The following is a 17,941-nucleotide window of genomic DNA, read 5'->3' as shown; positions in this document are numbered from 1 at the left end:
GAGCCATGAGCAAGAACAACAAGTTTTCCCCCGAAGTTCGTGAGCGCGCCGTACGGCTGGTCCAGGAGCATCGTGGCGAGTATCCATCGCAGTGGGTAGCAGTGCAGTCCATTGCGCCCAAGATCGGCTGCTCGGCATACACCCTGTTGAAGTGGGTTCAGATCCAGGAAGTGGAGGCCGGTACGCGGGCCGGCGTGCCGCAGGCAGAGCAAGAGCGCATCAAGGCTCTGGAACGTGAAGTCAAGGAATTGCGCCGGGCCAATGAAATTCTCAAGTCGGCCAGCGCTTTTTTCGCTCAGGCGGCGCTCGACCGCGAACTGAAGAAATAAACGCCTACATCGACCAGCATCGGGGCCTGTATGGGGTCGAGCCGATCTGCAAGGTGTTGCAGGTCGCCCCGTCAGCCTACCGGCGATATGCCGCCCGATGCCGGAATCCGGAACTGCGAAGCCTGCGAGCCAAGAGGGATGAACAACTCATGGTGAATATCCAGCGTGTGTGGGAACAGAACTTTCGGGTCTATGGAGCCCGCAAGGTCTGGAAGCAGTTGAATCGAGAAGGGGTGATGGTGGCGCGGTGCACCGTGGAGCGTCTGATGCGACACCTTGGCATCGAGGGGATCAGGCGCGGCAAACGGGTTCGCACCACGATCCCTGATAGCGCAGCTGCCTGTCCACGAGATCTGGTGAAGCGGCGCTTCGAGGCCGACCGGCCCAATCGACTGTGGGTCGCAGATTTCACCTACGTCTCAACCTGGCAGGGATGGTTATACGTGGCCTTTGTCATTGACGCCTATGCCAAGCGTATCGTCGGCTGGCGAGCCTCCAGCAGCATGACGACAGACTTTGTCTTGGATGCCCTGGAGCAGGCTGTCTATGACCGAAGACCGACGCAGTCCGATAGGCTCGTCCATCATTCCGATAGGGGATCCCAATACGTGTCCATCCGCTACTCCGACCGATTGAGCGAGGCCGGAATCAATCCATCAGTCGGCAGCACCGGAAGCGCCTATGACAATGCGCTGGCCGAAACGATCAACGGCCTCTACAAAACGGAAGTGATTCATCGGCGCGCGCCCTGGAAAACCAAGGCTGCCGTGGAATTGGCGACCCTGGAATGGGTCTCGTGGTTCAACCACCAACGCCTGCTCGAATCCATCGGCGACATTCCGCCCGCTGAGGCCGAAGCGCGATACTATCGGCAACTTGCAGCGCCGACTGTGGAACCTGTTTTACTTTAACCAAACAGCCTCCGCGATCCCCGGTGTGATTCACATCGCCGCCTTCTACTGGGGATAGCGCAGTACGAATTTCTCGGGAACTTGCTCTGAATTGACGTTACGATTCGACACGTCGCTTGTCGATCAAGTCCTCTCTTGACAAGTCCATCTTGCGAATACGCCTGACGCGAACCGGGGTGATTTGCACCAACCAGGAGTCGTTACGGCGGCTGCGTGATCGCTGGCGAGGCCAGATACGGTACAATCCTGGAGGAAGGCGGCACACGTCCATCTTGACCGGACCCATCACCACACCGCTGCTTTGCTGTGGAGGAGCTTCAACGGCTTCATACCCTTCCGGAATCGAACGTTGTCGTCGATTATGCCAATAATCAGGATTGCGTCGCGCCCATGCCTGTTGGGCTGCACGTTGATTTTCCCTATAATCAGTGTCGAACTGCAACTTGGCCCGCTGCCACAAGCGTTTGCGCGTTCGTTGGCACTCAGGGGCTGAACAATAAGCCTGGCCAGGGGCTTGGGGGCGGGGAGTGAAAATCCGGTTGCAGCCAGCACAATGCTTTGATATCACAGACTACGCTCCGCAAAAAATTCTGTAGAAGCCACATCATGCACCACGCTTACATTAAGAATATGCGGAGTCCGTATTGCGTTATGCAGAATTAGCGTTAGCAGCATTCTTCGGTGGCACCCTGCACTGGTGGTGGGGAGAGCGTCCCGAAGCTCTATGGGGAACGTCAATATCTACCGTCATAGATATGCTGGGATCGATTGCCACAACTGTTGGGGTCTTGCTGGCACTGTATCAGGCTAATAAAGCAAGGCAAGAACACCAGATTTCCAAATTATTACTAGAATGGGGTTATGCATCAGCCATTCAGTCATTAGTCCTTCAATCTAGGAAAATTGCAGAGGAGGTGCTCAAAAGGAAGCACTTTTTACCCGTTGTGGAAATCGAGCAGATAGACAGGGATTTCAAAAACCTTAGTGAGGTGGTTGCAGGACAGCCTGGTATAGCTATTCTCATCAACACTCGAGAAGTGTCTTGGATTTTCCAGGAGGCAATGAATAACGAGGCAGATGGTCCAGCTAAGTATATGGAAGCTGTCCTTGATGTTATCGAAACACATCAACCCGCATTAAGAGCTTGGCAGAAGAATATTAGGGATAAACTGGAGCAGTTAGGAGAGCCAGTGCCGGGAATAAACCGCTAGCCCCCTAGTCTCCGTTGATTCCAATTATTATGAAATAGCAAAGTTCGAGCGGCATAGATCCTGCACCACCACAGTATCCAAATCCGCCTGATTTTTCAGGCGGTTTTTTTTTCGTCCATCTTTTTTGACTGGTAGCAGATTTGGTAGCAAATCGTGCTTACCTTGCCGGCTTTCTTCGTGATGGCGAAGCCCACCGGCGCCTTTCACCAGAAGCCATCGCGCATCGGCATCCTGCGCCGAGCGCAGCCGTAGACCCAGGGTCGGCCGCTCATGTCCGGGACCTCCGGCGCAAGCCCTCTCCTGCGCCGCTCGGCAATGAACCAGCCGCGCGGCAGGCCCATGTCTTCCAGCAAATAATCATCCAGTTCGAGCAGATGCCACAGTTCCCGGCGGCTGATCGACCGGCTTCGCATGAGACGCCATGGCCGCAAGGCTGCCAACAGCCGGAACAACAGGCCGGAGCCGGCCGCCATGCGCCACTCATCTCTGAAATTGCTTTCCATCATCCGCATCCATAGATCCCATTGGCCAGGGCAAGCAACAGGTCGATGTCCAGCCAGGCCTTGAACACCCAGGCCAGCCCCCACACGCCCGCCGCCGCCGGCAGAAGACGTCCCCATGCGCGATATCCGGACGCCACCCTCATGACCGCACCACGCGCAAGTCCGGCGCATCCGATGCCGCCCAAGGGGCGTCGTCGATCAGGCAGTGCGCCACGGTGGCCACGACGCCGATGGCGATCGCCCCGACCCAGAGCAGTTCATAGGATTGCGTCCGGTCATAGACCCACGCGCCGAGCCACACGCCAAAGAAGCCGCCGACCTGATGACCGAGAAAAACAATGCCGAACAAGGTCGCGATATAACGCAGACCGAATAGCCGCAGCACCAGCTCATTGGTCATCGGTGCGGTTCCCAGCCACAGAAACCCCATCACGAGGGCAAAGGCATAGGTTCCGGCCGCCGTGACCGGCATCGACAGGAACAGCGCCATGGCCGCGACCCGGATCGCATACAGGCCCGCCAGCAGATGCTTGATGCGCCACAGCCCCACGGACCGGCTGCAGGCGTAGGTGCCAAAAATATTGGCCAGCGCGATCAGCGCCAGTGCCGTACCGGCCTGCTCCAGACTCAACCCCCGATCCAGCAGATAGGCCGGAAGATAAGCAGCAATGAAGGCCAGTTGGAAGCCACAGGCAAGAAATCCCAGATTCAACAGCCAGAAACCCCGATGACGCGCGGCATCCCGGATGGAGGCGCCCACCGGCCTGTTGTCCGGGATGCCCGCCGCCTTTTCCCGAGGGCGCGCACGCAGCAGCGCCGACAAAGGCAGGCTGGCCACGATCAGCAGGCCCAGGACCATCGCGGCATCCTGCCAGCCCACACGGACCAACAGATGCTGGACGAAAGGCACCAGGCAGAACTGGCCCAGGCCGCCGATGGCGCCCGCGACCGCCAACGCCCAACTGCGCCGCTGCGGCTCAAAAATGCGCGATAGCGCGCCATAGACGGTGCCAAAGGCGGTGCCCGACAAAGCGATGCCGATCAGCACGCCGTTGCCGGCCACAAACCCCGCAGGCCCCTGGGCCTGAGCCATCAGATACAGGCCCAGGCCATAGGCCAGGGTGCCGAACAGCAACACCCGGCCGGAGCCGAAGCGGTCGGCCACCAGGCCGGTGACGGGTTGCGCCAGCCCCCAAACGAGATTCTGCAAGGCCAGCGCCAGCCCGAATGTCTCCAAGGGCCAGCCATGGCTGGACGAGACCGGCTGCATGAACAACCCCTGCGTGTGCCTGACGCCCAGCGACAGCCCCATCAGGATGCCGCCCGCCATCACGATCAGCCAGCGGGAGAAAGGGGCCGGAAACAAATCGGTTTTCATCTATCGCTCCAGGAATCGAGTGTCCGCGCACACATCCGGCAGCCTTCAAGCCCGGGCCAGCATCGGATACAAGGAAACGAGCAACAACACGGCCATCACCCTGTTGAATCCGCGTTGCCGCGCCGGATCGTCGAGAAGCCGGCGGATCAGGCTGCCGCAGCCGGCCCACAAGCCGACGCAGGGCAGGTTGATGAGAGCGAACAGGGCGGAAATGACGAATATGCCCGGGAGATAACCCTGCTGCGGCGCATAAGCGCCGACAGCGGCGACGGCCATGGTCCAGGCCTTCGGGTTGATCCACTGGAAGGCGGCCGCCCCGAAAAAACCCAGCGGCCGACCCGCGTCGCAGCCGCCGTCGCCCCTCATGCCAGGCGATGCACCGGCGATCCTCCAGGCGAGGTAGATCAGATAGGCCGCCCCCAGGTAGCGCAGCCACTCGTACAGCTCTGGGAAGGCCCTGAACAAGGCGCCGAATCCCATGCCGATGCACAGCACCATCAGGAAAAAACCGCCCGTCACGCCCAGCATGTGCGGGACGGTCCGGCGGAATCCGAATGCCGCGCCGGAAGCCAGCAGCATGGTGTTGTTTGGCCCGGGCGTGATGGAAGAAATCAGCGCGAACAGCGAAAAGGCAAGCAGCAGGTCGGTGGGCGGCATGGGCGTTCCGGTCTGACAGGCAGTTCGGCCCCCCTGGGCCGTCCACACCATCTTCACGGATCGCGCTTGTGTATTGAATACACAGTCATTACTCATTTTTTGGATACACATTGGATAATGAAAGCGCTGAATTTGAATAAATCCACGAATCTGTATCTTTTTGCCCTGCCGGACTCGCCCTACAGTAATAGGCGATCCCTGGGACTTCATCGCTGGAACCACGCCCGACATGAGCCGTTACCTCACGCTTGCCGATACCTTGGGCAGCCGGATCGAACAAGGCTTGTACGCGGCCGGCAGCCGCCTGCCCTCGGTCCGGGCGCTCAGTACTGAACACGGCGTCAGCCTGACGACCGTCCAGCAGGCCTACCGCTGGCTGGAAATGGCCGGTCTGGCAGAGGCGCGCCCCCGCTCCGGGTGGTACGTGCCCGGCACCCGGCCCGCGCCGTCCCTGCCCAGGATGGGCAAGCCCACCCTGCGGCCGATCGACGTGTCGGACTGGGGGCAGGTCCAGGATCTGCTGGATCTGGAACGCGAAGGCAAAACCATCCAGTTGGGCCGGGGGATGCCGGACGTCGAAAGCCCCAGCCTGCGGCCCCTGCAGGCGGCCCTTGCCCGGGAGGGCCGCCGCGCTGGCATCGACAGCCTGCAGTACAACGACATGCAAGGCGTTCCCGCCCTGCGCGTGCAGTTGTCCCGGCTGGCCGTGGACGCGGGCTATCAGGTCGCCCCCGAGGCGCTGATCGTCACCTCCGGGTGCCAGGAAGCGCTGTCGTGCGCAGTCCGGGCCCTGTGCGAACCGGGCGATATCGTGGCCATCGCATCACCCAGCTATCACGGCATGATGCAGATCCTCAAGGAAGCCGGCGTCCAGGTCTTCGAGATTCCCTCGGACCCCGTCCAGGGCATCAGCCTGGAGGCCCTGGAACTCGCGCTGGAACGCTGGCCCGTCAAGGCCATCCAGGTGATTCCCAATGCCAGCAACCCCCTGGGCTACACCATGCCGGAACACCGCAGGCTGGGCCTGATCCGGCTGGCACGCCGCTACGACGTGCCCATCATCGAAGACGACATCTATGGCGATCTGGTCTATGGCTGGCCCAGGCCCCATGCCCTGAAGGCGCTCGACGAGGATGGCCAGGTCCTGCTGTGCAGTTCTTTTTCCAAGACGCTGGCGCCCGGACTGCGGGTGGGCTGGATCGCGCCGGGCCGCTACTTCGACAAAGTGCTGCGCATGAAATACACCAGTTCGGGGCCGACCGCGCCCTTGCCGCAGATTGCCGTCGCGGAGTTCCTGCGCAAGGGGCATTACCCGGCGCACTTGCGCAGGATGCGGCGCCAATACCAACGCCAGCGCGATGTCATGACCGAGTGGGTGCGGCGCTACTTTCCCGAAGGAACCCGCATCAGCCACCCGCAGGGCGGCTTCACGCTCTGGGTCGAACTGCCCGAATCCTTTGATTCCCATGCGCTCGATGCCATGCTGCGGGACAACGGCATCGTGATTGCGCATGGGAACATTTTCTCCGCCACGGGAAAATACAGGAATTGCATGCGCTTGAGCCATGCCTCGGTCTTCACTGCGCGTACGGAATGGGCGGTGCGCAAAATCGGCGAGGCCATCGGCGCGATGCTCGACACCCCTCGATGAAACGCGATATGCCTGAAGCCCTCTCTATCCCCGCCACCGACGGTTACCCGCTGGGAGGCTTCCTATGGCGCCGTCCGCAAGCCGCGGGCGCCCCCGCGCCCGTCGCCATCATCAACCCCGCCACCTCGGTGCGCTGCCGGTATTACGCGCGGTTCGCAGAGTACCTGCACGGCCATGGCTGGGATGTCCTGTCTTACGATTATCGCGGCATCGGCGAATCGCGCCGGGGCTCTCTGCGCCGCTTCCAGGCCGATTGGATCGACTGGGGAGAGCACGACTTCGAGGGCGTTCTAAGGTATGCGATGCAGCGCTTCCCGGGCCAGGACATCGATGTCGTCGGGCACTCCGTCGGCGGCTTCGTCATCGGGCTTGCGCCATCGGCGCATCGCGTGCGCAGGATTTTCACCATGGGCGCCCAGTACGCCTACTGGCGGGACTACCAGGCAGAGAAACGGCGCGGCATGTTCTTGAAATGGCACATCCTGATGCCGCTCCTGGCCCGGCTGCTGGGCCATGTGCCCGCCAAACGGCTGGGATGGATGGAAGATACGCCCAAGGGGGTGGCCCTGGACTGGGCGCGCATGACGCCGCGCTTCGAGGATTCCGTGCGCCGAGGCCGCTGCACGGAGACCGGCCAGCCGCAAGCGCCCCAACTGGCCCTCAATTTCCGAACGATCAGCGCCCCGATACTTGCGCTGGGAGCCGAGGACGACCCTTATGGGACCGAGGCGGCGCTGGACCGCCTGCTGCGCTACTACACCGCCAGCCGCCGCAGCCACCTGCGGCTTGCCCCGCAGGATGTCGGGCTGGACGCAATCGGCCACTTCGCATTCTTTCACGAACGCTTCCGCGACATTCTATGGCCCTATGCCCTGGAATGGCTGCGACACGCGGCCTTGCCCGAAAAACCCGCCGGGCGGTTGAAGATCATGCCGGCCGGCGATTGAATCGCGCAGGCCCCCCACCCGATTGCTGCGAACGCATGCCTCAAAAGGAACCAGACCATGAATGACCGACATCCCGGCGCCCCGCGGGCCAACACCTTGCTCATCACCGGCGCCGGGCGCGGCATTGGCGCGGCGACGGTCCTGGCCGCCGCGCGCCTGGGCCGCGACGTCGTCCTGAACTACGTCCGCGACGAACACGCGGCACAGTCCGTAGCGGCATCGGTCCGCGCCCTCGGACGCCGGGCCTTCATCATCCAGGCCGACGTCGGCCGCAGCGAAGACATCCGGCGGATGTTCGACTGGATCGACGCGGAGGTCGGGCCGCTTGATGGCCTGATCAACAATGCCGGCATCACGGGGCCGATCGGCTCCTTTACGGACACGACCGACAGCACCATCGAACACGTGTTCCGGGTCAACGTGCTGGGCGCGCTGCAATGCGCGCGTGAAGCCTTGGCGAATTTCCGACGCCATGGCGTGCCGGGCGTGATCGTCAATGTGTCTTCGGTCGCGGCCCGGACGGGAAGTCCTGGAGAATACGTGCATTACGCGGCGAGCAAGGCCGCGCTGGAGGCCTTCACCCTTGGCCTGGCCAAGGAAGTGGCCGCCGAGGGCATCCGGGTCTGCGGACTGGCTCCAGGCAGCACCCTGACGGAAATCCATGCCACCGCGGGCGAACCGGGCCGGCCCGCCCGCATCGCGCCCAAAATCCCCATGGGCCGCCTGGCGGAGCCGGCCGAAATCGCCGAAGCCATCGTCTGGTTGGCCTCCCCGGCGGCTTCGTACGTGACGGGGACGACGCTGGCCTGCGCTGGAGGCCTTTAATCGCCCCCGATCCGGTCACTGCGCTTTGAGAGGCCTGCACCATTCCCCGTCAGGCCCACTTTCCGGGGGCGTCTCGCCCCCGGATCGGGAAAGCGGCATCCAGAATCATTGATCCAGATTAAAAACCATTCAATCTTCCTGGTTATCACCGGGAAAATCCGCCTTCTTCCGCAGGGCCGACTTTACAATCGCTGACGCACTGAGCCATCGTCGGCGCCGCTCCCCGGCTGCCGGATTGACCGGAAGGCCTCCATGAAACAAAGCTCGCTCGATACCCTCCTGAACAGGCTTCGCCTCTGGCAAAAATTCGCCGTGCTGGCGCTGTTCGGCGTCGTACTGGTCGCCATCCCCTTCAGCCTGTACGTCAACGAATCCGGCAAGACCATCCGGGCAACCGAGCTGGAATCCAGCGGCCTGGAGCCCATGCGTCTCCTGATGAAAACCCTGCAACTGACGCAGCAGCATCGCGGCCTGTCCATGATCACACTCAACGGCGAAACATCCGCCGAAGTCCGGCGCTCGGCCCTGCAGGCCGAAACGGACCGCGCCTTCGAGGCGCTGGACACAGCGCTGACCAAGAGCGTCGAAACGCCCGCGCTGCTGGCCGCCTGGCAAGAAGTCCGTCAAGGCTGGAGCGCCCTCGCCGCCCAGGTCGCCCGAAAAAGCCTTGCGCCCGCCGACAGCTTCCAGGCCCACGTCGAACTGATCGCCCGCCTGCTTCGGGTGAAATCCCTGCTGCTGCAACACTACGGCTTGAGTTTCGACCCGCAGGCTCAAGGCTACTACCTGATCGATACGGCGCTGAACCAGGTGCCCATGCTGACGGAATTGTTCGGCCAGGCCCGCGGCTTCGGATCGGGCCTATTGACCCGCCATGAGGCGTCCGATGCCGAACGGCTGCGAATCACGGTACTGATCAATCGCGCCGAAGAGCACTACATCAGCCTGAACGACGCTCTGGAAAGTGCCATCCGGCAGTTCCCGGAGCTGGCCGCCAGCCTGGCCGAACCCGGCAAGAAAGCGCTCCGGGAAGCCCGCACGGCCATCGAACTGGCCCAGAAGGAAATCCTCCAGGCTGAAGCACTGCGATTCCCGAGCACTGATTTCTTTGCCCGCTACACGCAGGCGATCGACGCCCAGTACCAGCTTAATCAGGTCGCGCTGGCGCAGCTTGAATCCGTGCTGGACAACCGCGCCCGCAGTCTGTCGCGCACCCGCGTTCTGCTGGCCGGGGGCATCGTGCTGCTCAGCCTGCTGGCGGGCCTGGCGAATTACTTCATCACACGGGCGCTGCTGCGCCAGTTGGGCGGTGAGCCGGCCTACGCCACGGCGCTCCTGAACCGGATCGCCACGGGCGATCTGGCCGTGCCCATCGAACTGAAAGCCCAGGATCGTACCAGCCTGCTGTTCGCCCTGCGGGACATGCGCGACCGCCTGGCCGATATCGTCAGCCAGGTCCGTGCCGGCTCAAACGCCATCGCCTCGGCCTCGGCGCAGATCACCGCCGGCAACCTGGACCTGTCCTCGCGCACCGAGCAGCAGGCCAGCTCCCTGGCCGAGACCGCCGCCACCACCGAGCAGATCACCGCCACCGTACGCCAGAACGCCGACAACGCCCAGCAGGCCAACACCCTGGCCGCCTCGGCCGGCGGAACCGCCACCGACGGCGGCGCCATCGTCGCAGAACTGGTCTCCACCATGAGCGAGATCAACGCCAAGTCCCAGCAGGTCGCCGACATCATCGGCGTGATCGACAGCATCGCCTTCCAGACCAACATCCTGGCGCTGAACGCCGCCGTCGAGGCCGCCCGCGCAGGCGAACAGGGCCGCGGCTTCGCCGTGGTGGCCGCCGAAGTCCGGGCGCTGGCCCAGCGCTCGGCGGGCGCCGCCAAAGAGATCAAGGGCCTCATCGACGCCTCGGTGGAATCGACCGCCAAGGGCAACGAGCAGGCCGCGCGCGCCGGGGCCACGATGCAGGACATCGTTGACGGCATCCACCGCGTCACCGACATCATGGGCGAGATCAGCGCGGCCAGCCGCGAGCAAACCACCGGCATCGAGGAAATCAACATCGCCATCACGCAGATGGACGACGTCACCCGCCAGAACGCCAGCCTGGTCGAGGAATCGGCCGCCGCGGCCGGCAGCCTGCAGGAGCAGGCCGACACCCTGGTCGATCTGGTCGCTTTCTTCCGGCTCGACACGCCCGCCACGCCCGACACGCAGCGGCAGCCGGATTCTCCGCGAACGCCTCAGCCGCGCTTCCAGGCGCCCCGCCTGCTGACCGCCCGTTCCTGAGCCCCGCCGGCCCGCGCGTGCGCCGCCGTCCCTGTGTCCGGCTTGCGACACACGGGCGGCGGTATTCGCCGTCCGCCCGACTGAAGTCTTAACTTTCAGGCGCTTGTTTCGTAAAATTTCTTGTCAGTCTGCGGCTGCCACCGCAGGCGCTTCTTCCGCCCCCGGATCCACTCCGATCCGCGCACCGGTTGCGCCCATCCGCTCATGTTTCAAGCAGAACGCCTTTTCCGGCCTGTCCGGCCGGCGCCGTACGGCCCTCCCGGCGATCGCGCCGCGACGCCCCTTCCCCCGAGGACTGCGTCCGCCTTCCGCGCGAATCCGATCTCCCGGCACGATGCCCGGTTTTTCGCACCGGCCGATCCGCGCCCATGACCCCGGCCTCCGCACCCTTTTCCCTGCCTCGCCACCTGGCGGTCGGCATTCTCATCCTCGTCAGCGCGATCTTCGCCTCCAACCACATCGCCGCGCGCATCGCCTTCGATGACGGCGCAGGCGTCCTGCTGGGCATCCTCTGCCGGGCAGGCGCCAGCCTGCTGGCATTGTCGGGCATCGTGCTGTGGCGCCGGCAGAGCCTGGGCCTGCCGATGCGGCTGAGCGCCTGGCAGGCCCTGCTCGGCCTGTTGATCGCCCTGCAGAGCTTCTGCCTGTACTCCGCCGTGGCCCGCATTCCGGTCGCCCTGGCGCTGCTCATCAACAGCTTGTTCCCCCTGTTGTTCGCCCTGCTGACCTGGGCGCTCGGCGGCCCTCGTCCGAGCCGCCGGGCCAGTCTGCTGATGGGGTTGATTCTGGCGGGGCTGGCGCTGGTCCTGGATCTGCCCGGCCTGCTGGGCGGCGGCGTTTCCTTGAGCGCCCGCTGGGCAGCCGGTGTTCTGCTGGCCTTCGGCAGCGCCAGCTTCTTCGCCTGCGCCTTGTGGATCACCGAGCACCGGCTCGCCTCGCTGGCGGGCCCGGTGCGCAGCTTGTACACGATCTTGATCGTTTTTTGCGCCATGCTTGCCGCAGGCATGGCCGATGTCATGCCGGGCGGCATGCGCGTTCCGGACGGCTGGGCCGGCTGGGCCGCCCTGGCGGCCCTGTCGCTGTGCTACGCCACAGGATTCTGCACCCTGTTCATCCTCATGCCCCGGCTCGACATGCCGCGCAACGCCCCGGTCATGAACGCCGAACCCGTCGCCAGCCTGATCCTGGGCTGGCTGCTCCTGGACCAGGCCTTCAACGGCCGCCAATTGCTGGGCGGGCTGATCGTGCTGGCCTGCATTGTCATCCTGGCCTATTCGCGGCGCCGCTGACGCCCTCCTCTTTCACCCAGTCCCTCACATGCCCGCCCTTTCTTCAGCGCCCGGTTTTCCGCTCCCGCGCACGCGCCGCTGTCTGCTTGCGCCGATCCTGTGCCTGTTGGCACTGGCCCCGTCTTCAGCCGCCCGCGCCACCCTGCCGGCAGAGCCGCAGGCCGCGCCGAAAGCCACGCTACAACCCGCCACGCCCGCCCGCGCGGATTGCCCGGCAGGCAAGATTCTGAGCTTCGTGGCCCATCCCGATGACGACCTGCTGTTCATGAATCCCGACCAGGACGACGCCATCCGCGCGGGACGCTGCGTGCATACGGTCTATCTGACAGCCGGCGACCGGGGCGAGGGCCTGGGCTACACCTTGGCGCGCGAGCGCGGCATCATGGCCGCCTATGCCGATATGGCCGGCACGGCGGATGCCTGGAACACCGATGGACTGACCGTCGGGCGGCACACCCTGGTGCGCCACACCTTGCGCGCCCACCCGCGCGTGCGGCTCATCATGTTGCGCTTGCCCGATCCCTGGCTGGGCGACGGCTGGGGCAGCCTCACGCCCATGAGCCGGGTGGAATCCGTGCCCCACGCCCGCGTGCGATCCTATGCGCCTCATCCCAGCACCTATACGCGCGACGAACTGGTTCGCTTGCTGGCCGGACTGATCCGCCAGGAACGCCCCCAAGCCATCCGCCTGATGGATCCCTCGATCACCATTCCCTACCGGTCGCTGTGCTGGCGCTGTGCGGGGCATGACCATCCCGACCATATTGCGGGCGCCCGATTGGTCGAGGACGCCATGGCGCTCGCGCCGGGCGACTATTCCCGCACGCGTTATCTGAACTATCCCACCCAAGAGCGGCAAGCCAACCTGGACGCCGTCCAGACGGCTCGCAAAACAATGATATTCCTGCGCTACATGCGGGACGACACCCGGCTCTGCCCGCCCGGGGCCGATTGTTCGGCCCCGGGCGGGCCGGAAGCGCTCTGGGTAGGACGGCAGTATTATGCGCAACCCGCCGGGCAGGCGCTCCAGGCCCAGGCCGACCCCGGCGCCTCAAGCGGGCAACGCTAGCTGCCGCCGTCGGCGGGTTTCTCCATCCGTGCAGCCTGCTCCAGGACACGCTCATCGCGAGCGTCCAGGAGACCGGCGGCGCGCGCGCGCGCGATCAGATCCGGCCGCCGGGCCGCGGTCAACGCCAGGGATTGCTCCCGCCGCCAGATGGCGATTCGGGCATGGTGTCCGGACAATAGGGGTTCGGGCACCGCGTCGCCTCGCCAAGCCTCGGGGCGCGTATAGTGCGGACTGTCCAGCAGGCCGCTCAGGGCGGGATTGAAAGAGTCCTGCACGGCGGATTCGGCATCGTGCAGCACCCCGGGCAGCAGACGCACCACGCTGTCCATCAAGACCATGGCCCCCAGTTCGCCGCCCGACAAGACAAAATCCCCCAGTGACACCTCCTCGTCCACATAGCGGTCGATGAAGCGCTGGTCGATGCCCTCGTAGCGGCCGCAGATCAAAATGGCGCCCCGCTCCTGCGCCCAGCGCTGGGCGCGCGCCTGATCATGCGGACAACCCGCCGGCGACAACAGCACGACAGGCGCCGGCGCGCCCACCGCATCCGCCCCCGCCTTCAGGCGGGCGGCGCGGGCGGCCTCGACCGCCAAGGCCAGGGGTTCGGCCAGCATCACCATGCCCGGACCGCCTCCATAAGGACGATCATCCACCGTGCGATGCACATCAGACGTGAAATCGCGCGGGTTCCAGGTCTCCAGGGACCAGATCCCCCGGGCATGCGCCCGGCCGCTCACGCCCTGATCGCGCACGGCGGCGAACATCTCGGGAAACAGCGTGATCAGATCAAAGCGCATGGCACGACTCGGAAAAGAAGGACCGGAAGCAGCGCACGGCACGCAAGCGCGCTGCTGGATGCGCCGTGTCAGAAATCGGCGGGCCAGTCGCTGTCGATCCGGCGAGCCTCGAGATCGACATGCTGCACATGCGCCGCGACAAAGGGCACCAGGATGTGGCGCGGACGGTTGCGGGCGTCGACCAGCGCATGAAAAACGCCATCGGCGTCCGGCGCGCCCAGTGCAACCTGCAGCACGGCGTGGGCGCCGTTGTCCAGCACCTGGTCGACCCGCCCGAGGCACTGAGGACCGTCATCCCCGATGCCATGGAAATCACAGCCGATCAGGTCGATCCAATAATATTCGCCATCGCCCGCTGTGGGAAACGCCGCGCGTGGCACCCAGACGGTATGGCCCTGCAAGGATTCAGCCGCATTGCGGTCGTTCATCCCGTCGACCTGGGCGACCAGGAACCGCCCCGCCTGACGGCGGCAGGCACGAATCTTCAGGTTGCGCGGACGCACTGAAGCGCCTGTTCCCAGAACGGGCTCAGGCGCCTTGAACCACCAGACCGGCGCCCCCTTCAGCGCGTCCGCCTGGGGCGAATAAGGCTGTATTTTCAGCCAACCGCGCACGCCATGGGCCGAGACCACCCGGCCGACCTCGACCAGGTCGTCCGGCGGTACAGCATCCACGCACACGGCATCGGCCATCGTCGGCACGACGATCCGCGATCAGGCGGCGGAGGCGACCTTGGCGGAATAATCCTTTACCAGGCGGGCCACGGTGTCGGACAACTGGGCACCGTTGTCCACCCAATGCTGGACGCGATCCAGGGCCAGGCGCAGATTTTCCTGACCTTCACCGGCGACGGGATTGTAAAAACCCACGCGTTCGATGAAACGGCCATCGCGGCGATTACGCGAATCGGCAGCAACGACATTGTAGAAGGGACGCTTCTTCGAGCCGCCGCGGGCCAGACGAATCACAACCATTGATAATCCTTTGAAAATGCTGTGAAAAACGCAAAATTTTAGCATCAGTCAGGCCGTCTTCGCAATGGATGCGAATGAACAGCCTGCGAAAACCGTGAAAAACAACACATCAACGACGCCGGACGTAATGCACCCGAACATCATCGCCGCGCGTCTGCTGCGCCAGCAAAGCATTGCCGGTCTGCTGGCAGAACGCCTGAAAATCCCGATCCGCATGCGGGTCGGTGGTCAGCACGGCCAGCACCTGGCCGCTCTCCAATCCAGCCAAGGCTTTCTTGGTGCGCAGGATAGGCAAAGGGCAATTCAAGCCCCGGGCATCGATTTCCTGATCCGTACGCGGAATGTCTTCGCTCATATCGATTCCTGGCTCTGTGCCCGGGTTCATGCACCCAGCCGCTCGGCCAGCCAGGCCCGCACACCGGCCAGGGCGCCGTCCAGCGCAGCCACGTCGGAGCCTCCCCCCATGGCCATGTCCGGCCGGCCACCGCCCTTGCCGCCCACCTGAACGGCGACGGAGCCCACCAGGTCGCCGGCCTTGACGCGCGCCGTCAACTCGGGGCTGACACCCGCCACCAGGCTGATCTTATCATCGGCCACGGCGGCCAACAGGATGACCGCGCCCGGAAGCTTCGACTTGAGCTGATCGACCATGCCGCGCAAGGCCTTGGGATCCACACCCGCCAGCCGCGCGGCCAGCAGCTTCACGCCGGCGACGTCCACTGCCTGGCCGGCCAGGTCGGAGCCCGCGGCGGCGGCCAGTTTGTCTTGCAGGCGCCCGAGCTCACGCTCGATCTGGCGCGTTTGCTGCTGCAGCGCATGAATGCGGTCGGGCACCTCGGCGGGCTGGGTCTTGAGCAGCCCGGCCGCCTGGTCCAGCGTCTCGCGCGTCTGCTGCACCCAAGCCAAGGCGTTGCGCCCGGTCACCGCTTCGACGCGGCGGATGCCGGCGGCCACGCCGCCTTCGGAAACGATCTTGAACAAGCCGATATCGCCAGTGCGCGCCACATGCGTGCCGCCGCACAGTTCACGCGAGAACCCGATGTCGAGCACCCGCACCGTATCGCCGTACTTTTCGCCGAACAGCGCCATGGCTCCGCCGGCCACCGCTTCGTCGTAGGCCATGTGCTGCGTCCGCACCGCCTGGTTGGACAGGATCTCGTCGTTGACGATGCCTTCCACCCGCGCGATCTGCTCGGCCGTCATGGGCGCATCATGGGCGAAGTCGAAGCGGGTCTTGTCCGGATCAACCAGGGAACCGCGCTGCTGCACGTGCTCGCCCAGCACCTGACGCAAAGCCTTGTGCATCAGGTGGGTCGCCGAGTGATTGCGCATCGTGTCGGCACGGCGCCGCCCATCGACTTGGGAGTGCACGGCATCCCCCACCGACAGCGTTCCCTCGGCCAAGCGGCCGTGATGGCCAAAGACCGCGCTCTGGATCTTTTGCGTATCGGCAACCTGGAAGCGGGCCGAATCGCTGCGGATCTGGCCCGTATCGCCCACCTGCCCGCCGGATTCGGCATAGAACGGCGTGGCATCCAGCACGATCACGGCATCCTGCCCCCGGGTGATCGTGGCGACCGACGTGCCGTCCACATACAGGGCCGTCACCGTGCCCTGCCCCTCAAGATGCTCGTAGCCATCGAACCGGGTATCCACGCCATCGTAGCTGAGGTCGGCGCTCGCCTTGAACTTGCCGGCGGCACGCGCCTGTTCGCGCTGGTGCTCCATGGCCCGCTCGAAGCCTTCCAGGTCGACCGCAATGGCGCGTTCGCGGCAGATATCGGCCGTCAGATCCACCGGAAAACCATAGGTATCGTAAAGCGTGAACAGCGTCTGGCCATCCAGCGCCCGGCCAGCCGGCACAGTCGCCAGGGCCGATTCCAGGATGCGCATGCCGTTTTCCAGGGTTTCGCCGAAACGCTCTTCCTCTTGGCGCAGCACCTGCTCGACCCGGGCCTGCTGGGCGGCAAGCTCGGGATAGGCCTCGCCCATCTGCTCGACCAGATCGGCCACCAGCCGATGGAAGAACAGGCCTTTCTGGCCCAGCTTGTGCCCATGGCGCAGTGCGCGCCGGATGATGCGGCGCAATACGTAGCCGCGCCCCTCGTTGCCGGGAATGACTCCGTCCACCACGAGGAAGCCGCAGGCGCGGATATGGTCGGCGATGACCTTCAGGGAATTGTCGGCCAGGTCCGGGCAGCCGGTCTCGCGCGCGGCGGCGCGAATCAAGCTCTGGAACAAGTCGATCTCGTAATTGGAATGGACATGCTGCATCACGGCGGAAATACGTTCCAGCCCCATGCCGGTATCGACGCAAGGCTTGGGCAGCGGATGCATCACTCCCTGGGCATCGCGCTCGAACTGCATGAACACCAGGTTCCAGATCTCGATATAGCGGTCGCCGTCCTCTTCGGGCGATCCCGGAGGGCCGCCCCAGATGTCGGGGCCATGATCGTAGAAGATTTCGGAACAGGGGCCGCAGGGGCCGGTGTCGGCCATCTGCCAGAAATTGTCCGAGGCGTAGCGCGCGCCCTTGTTGTCGCCGATGCGGATGATGCGCTCGCGAGGAACCCCGATATCCTGCGCCCAGATGTCGTAGGCTTCGTCGTCTTCCTGATAGACAGTGACCCAGAGCTTTTCCTTGGGCAGACCGTAGACTTCGGTCAGCAGCGTCCAGGCATACGTGATGGCATCGCGCTTGAAATAATCGCCAAAGCTGAAATTGCCCAGCATCTCGAAGAATGTATGGTGCCGGGCGGTGTAGCCGACATTCTCCAGATCATTATGCTTGCCCCCGGCGCGCACGCAGCGCTGCGCAGTGGTCGCCCGATGATAGGGCCGCGTGTCCTTGCCGGTGAAGACGTCCTTGAACTGGACCATGCCGGCGTTGGTGAACAGCAGCGTCGGATCATTGCCCGGCACCAGCGGCGAGGACGGAACGATCTGGTGTCCCTTGGATTCGAAAAAGGACAGGAATTTCTGACGGATCTCGGAGGTTTTCATTCGTTTGGCCGCGAAGGGGGAAAGCCGGGAACGCGCTGCGCGAGCGCGCGGGAAATCCAATCGGAACTTCCCGAGCCGAGCATTATAGATGCAATGGCT

General features: G+C 64.3%; 17 protein-coding genes and 1 other annotated feature. Of the genes, 8 read left to right on the top strand and 9 right to left on the bottom strand.

The features are described 5' to 3' along the window. The first annotated feature begins 5 nt into the window (after window positions 1–5). Together ABRZ00_RS10925 and ABRZ00_RS10920 are read left to right on the top strand one after the other, a co-directional pair. Window positions 6–1,240, top strand: a protein-coding gene (locus tag ABRZ00_RS10925; protein ID WP_343839197.1) for an IS3 family transposase whose coding sequence is annotated in 2 segments (ribosomal slippage) — window positions 6–285 and window positions 285–1,240 — 1,236 coding nt in all. Because the reading frame shifts where the segments join, the coding sequence is not laid out codon by codon here. Continuing rightward, window positions 284–400 (top strand) — a sequence feature (AL1L pseudoknot). Its footprint overlaps the gene before it by 117 nt. A 644-nt stretch (window positions 1,241–1,884) precedes the next feature. Continuing rightward, window positions 1,885–2,451: a hypothetical protein gene (locus ABRZ00_RS10920; protein ID WP_368642010.1), complete on the top strand. Its 567-nt coding sequence runs from the start codon at window positions 1,885–1,887 to the stop codon at window positions 2,449–2,451. A 203-nt stretch (window positions 2,452–2,654) separates the two neighbouring features. Here the strand turns inward: ABRZ00_RS10920 and ABRZ00_RS10915 are convergent, their stop codons facing one another. From ABRZ00_RS10915 to ABRZ00_RS10900, 4 genes are read right to left on the bottom strand one after another with little or no spacing between them, the layout of a single operon-like run. Further along, a complete protein-coding gene (locus ABRZ00_RS10915; protein ID WP_368647696.1) occupies window positions 2,655–2,924 on the bottom strand; it encodes a hypothetical protein in 270 nt (89 codons plus the stop codon). A 29-nt stretch (window positions 2,925–2,953) separates the two neighbouring features. Next, window positions 2,954–3,097, bottom strand: a complete 144-nt coding sequence (locus ABRZ00_RS10910; RefSeq protein WP_368639240.1) for a hypothetical protein — start codon at window positions 3,095–3,097, stop codon at window positions 2,954–2,956. Continuing rightward, window positions 3,094–4,332 (bottom strand): MFS transporter, encoded by a 1,239-nt coding sequence (locus tag ABRZ00_RS10905; RefSeq protein WP_368642012.1) that lies wholly within the window; start codon window positions 4,330–4,332, stop codon window positions 3,094–3,096. Before ABRZ00_RS10905 ends, ABRZ00_RS10910 begins: the two co-directional genes overlap by 4 nt. 45 nt (window positions 4,333–4,377) lie before the next feature. Continuing rightward, window positions 4,378–5,220, bottom strand: coding sequence for a LysE family translocator (locus ABRZ00_RS10900; RefSeq protein WP_368642013.1), 843 nt, complete (start codon window positions 5,218–5,220; stop codon window positions 4,378–4,380). Between ABRZ00_RS10900 and ABRZ00_RS10895 the strand changes: the two genes are divergently transcribed. The 6 genes from ABRZ00_RS10895 to ABRZ00_RS10870 all read left to right on the top strand — a co-directional run bounded on the left by ABRZ00_RS10895 (window position 5,219) and on the right by ABRZ00_RS10870 (window position 13,068). Next, the gene (locus ABRZ00_RS10895; protein WP_368642014.1) at window positions 5,219–6,640 is read left to right on the top strand and encodes a PLP-dependent aminotransferase family protein; all 1,422 of its coding nucleotides are present in this window, start codon (window positions 5,219–5,221) and stop codon (window positions 6,638–6,640) included. The two genes, ABRZ00_RS10900 and ABRZ00_RS10895, sit on opposite strands and share 2 nt — an antisense overlap. Before the next feature lie 8 nt (window positions 6,641–6,648). Next, window positions 6,649–7,587 (top strand): alpha/beta fold hydrolase, encoded by a 939-nt coding sequence (locus ABRZ00_RS10890; RefSeq protein WP_368642015.1) that lies wholly within the window; start codon window positions 6,649–6,651, stop codon window positions 7,585–7,587. Window positions 7,588–7,644: 57 nt separating this feature from the next. Continuing rightward, the gene (locus ABRZ00_RS10885) at window positions 7,645–8,412 is read left to right on the top strand and encodes an SDR family NAD(P)-dependent oxidoreductase (protein WP_368642016.1); all 768 of its coding nucleotides are present in this window, start codon (window positions 7,645–7,647) and stop codon (window positions 8,410–8,412) included. A 252-nt stretch (window positions 8,413–8,664) separates the two neighbouring features. Further along, window positions 8,665–10,710, top strand: a complete 2,046-nt coding sequence (locus ABRZ00_RS10880; RefSeq protein WP_368642017.1) for a methyl-accepting chemotaxis protein — start codon at window positions 8,665–8,667, stop codon at window positions 10,708–10,710. Between the two features lie 368 nt (window positions 10,711–11,078). After that, on the top strand, window positions 11,079–11,999 hold the full coding sequence (locus ABRZ00_RS10875) for an EamA family transporter (protein WP_368642018.1): 921 nt from the start codon (window positions 11,079–11,081) through the stop codon (window positions 11,997–11,999). A gap of 28 nt (window positions 12,000–12,027) precedes the next feature. After that, window positions 12,028–13,068 (top strand): PIG-L family deacetylase, encoded by a 1,041-nt coding sequence (locus ABRZ00_RS10870; protein ID WP_368642019.1) that lies wholly within the window; start codon window positions 12,028–12,030, stop codon window positions 13,066–13,068. On the opposite strand, the gene trmD is transcribed toward ABRZ00_RS10870, so the two are convergent. The 5 genes from trmD to alaS form a co-directional block, all read right to left on the bottom strand. After that, window positions 13,065–13,865 carry a tRNA (guanosine(37)-N1)-methyltransferase TrmD gene (gene trmD / locus ABRZ00_RS10865; RefSeq protein WP_368642020.1) on the bottom strand — a complete coding sequence of 267 codons (801 nt, stop codon included), beginning with the start codon at window positions 13,863–13,865 and terminating at the stop codon, window positions 13,065–13,067. The two genes, ABRZ00_RS10870 and trmD, sit on opposite strands and share 4 nt — an antisense overlap. Window positions 13,866–13,933: 68 nt before the next feature. Beyond that, window positions 13,934–14,557, bottom strand: coding sequence for a ribosome maturation factor RimM (gene rimM, locus ABRZ00_RS10860; protein ID WP_368642854.1), 624 nt, complete (start codon window positions 14,555–14,557; stop codon window positions 13,934–13,936). A 21-nt stretch (window positions 14,558–14,578) separates the two neighbouring features. Then, window positions 14,579–14,839 carry a 30S ribosomal protein S16 gene (rpsP, locus tag ABRZ00_RS10855; protein ID WP_343839167.1) on the bottom strand — a complete coding sequence of 87 codons (261 nt, stop codon included), beginning with the start codon at window positions 14,837–14,839 and terminating at the stop codon, window positions 14,579–14,581. Window positions 14,840–14,948: 109 nt separating this feature from the next. Continuing rightward, complete coding sequence (locus ABRZ00_RS10850) at window positions 14,949–15,194, bottom strand: sulfurtransferase TusA family protein (protein WP_343839165.1); 246 nt, start codon at window positions 15,192–15,194, stop codon at window positions 14,949–14,951. 26 nt (window positions 15,195–15,220) lie between these two features. Further along, complete coding sequence (gene alaS / locus ABRZ00_RS10845; protein WP_368642021.1) at window positions 15,221–17,842, bottom strand: alanine--tRNA ligase; 2,622 nt, start codon at window positions 17,840–17,842, stop codon at window positions 15,221–15,223. Window positions 17,843–17,941 lie beyond the last annotated feature (99 nt).

The organism is Castellaniella ginsengisoli, assembly GCF_040955415.1.
In the GTDB taxonomy this organism is placed as follows: Bacteria; Pseudomonadota; Gammaproteobacteria; order Burkholderiales; family Burkholderiaceae_B; genus Castellaniella; species Castellaniella ginsengisoli.
Note: the sequence above shows the minus strand (reverse complement) of the source record. Positions and strands in the feature narration are given on the sequence as shown.

What these genes read in the sequence shown, in the direction of transcription:
- ABRZ00_RS10900 (WP_368642013.1), bottom strand. Translation starts at nt 5,220, where the DNA reads ATGTCGGGCGTGGTTCCAGCGATGAAGTCCCAGGGATCGCCTATTACT.
- ABRZ00_RS10895 (WP_368642014.1), top strand. Translation starts at nt 5,219, where the DNA reads ATGAGCCGTTACCTCACGCTTGCCGATACCTTGGGCAGCCGGATCGAA.
- ABRZ00_RS10875 (WP_368642018.1), top strand. Translation starts at nt 11,079, where the DNA reads ATGACCCCGGCCTCCGCACCCTTTTCCCTGCCTCGCCACCTGGCGGTC.
- ABRZ00_RS10915 (WP_368647696.1), bottom strand. Translation starts at nt 2,924, where the DNA reads ATGGCGGCCGGCTCCGGCCTGTTGTTCCGGCTGTTGGCAGCCTTGCGG.
- alaS (WP_368642021.1), bottom strand. Translation starts at nt 17,842, where the DNA reads ATGAAAACCTCCGAGATCCGTCAGAAATTCCTGTCCTTTTTCGAATCC.
- rimM (WP_368642854.1), bottom strand. Translation starts at nt 14,557, where the DNA reads ATGGCCGATGCCGTGTGCGTGGATGCTGTACCGCCGGACGACCTGGTC.
- ABRZ00_RS10870 (WP_368642019.1), top strand. Translation starts at nt 12,028, where the DNA reads ATGCCCGCCCTTTCTTCAGCGCCCGGTTTTCCGCTCCCGCGCACGCGC.
- ABRZ00_RS10910 (WP_368639240.1), bottom strand. Translation starts at nt 3,097, where the DNA reads ATGAGGGTGGCGTCCGGATATCGCGCATGGGGACGTCTTCTGCCGGCG.
- ABRZ00_RS10905 (WP_368642012.1), bottom strand. Translation starts at nt 4,332, where the DNA reads ATGAAAACCGATTTGTTTCCGGCCCCTTTCTCCCGCTGGCTGATCGTG.
- rpsP (WP_343839167.1), bottom strand. Translation starts at nt 14,839, where the DNA reads ATGGTTGTGATTCGTCTGGCCCGCGGCGGCTCGAAGAAGCGTCCCTTC.
- trmD (WP_368642020.1), bottom strand. Translation starts at nt 13,865, where the DNA reads ATGCGCTTTGATCTGATCACGCTGTTTCCCGAGATGTTCGCCGCCGTG.
- ABRZ00_RS10890 (WP_368642015.1), top strand. Translation starts at nt 6,649, where the DNA reads ATGCCTGAAGCCCTCTCTATCCCCGCCACCGACGGTTACCCGCTGGGA.
- ABRZ00_RS10880 (WP_368642017.1), top strand. Translation starts at nt 8,665, where the DNA reads ATGAAACAAAGCTCGCTCGATACCCTCCTGAACAGGCTTCGCCTCTGG.
- ABRZ00_RS10885 (WP_368642016.1), top strand. Translation starts at nt 7,645, where the DNA reads ATGAATGACCGACATCCCGGCGCCCCGCGGGCCAACACCTTGCTCATC.
- ABRZ00_RS10850 (WP_343839165.1), bottom strand. Translation starts at nt 15,194, where the DNA reads ATGAGCGAAGACATTCCGCGTACGGATCAGGAAATCGATGCCCGGGGC.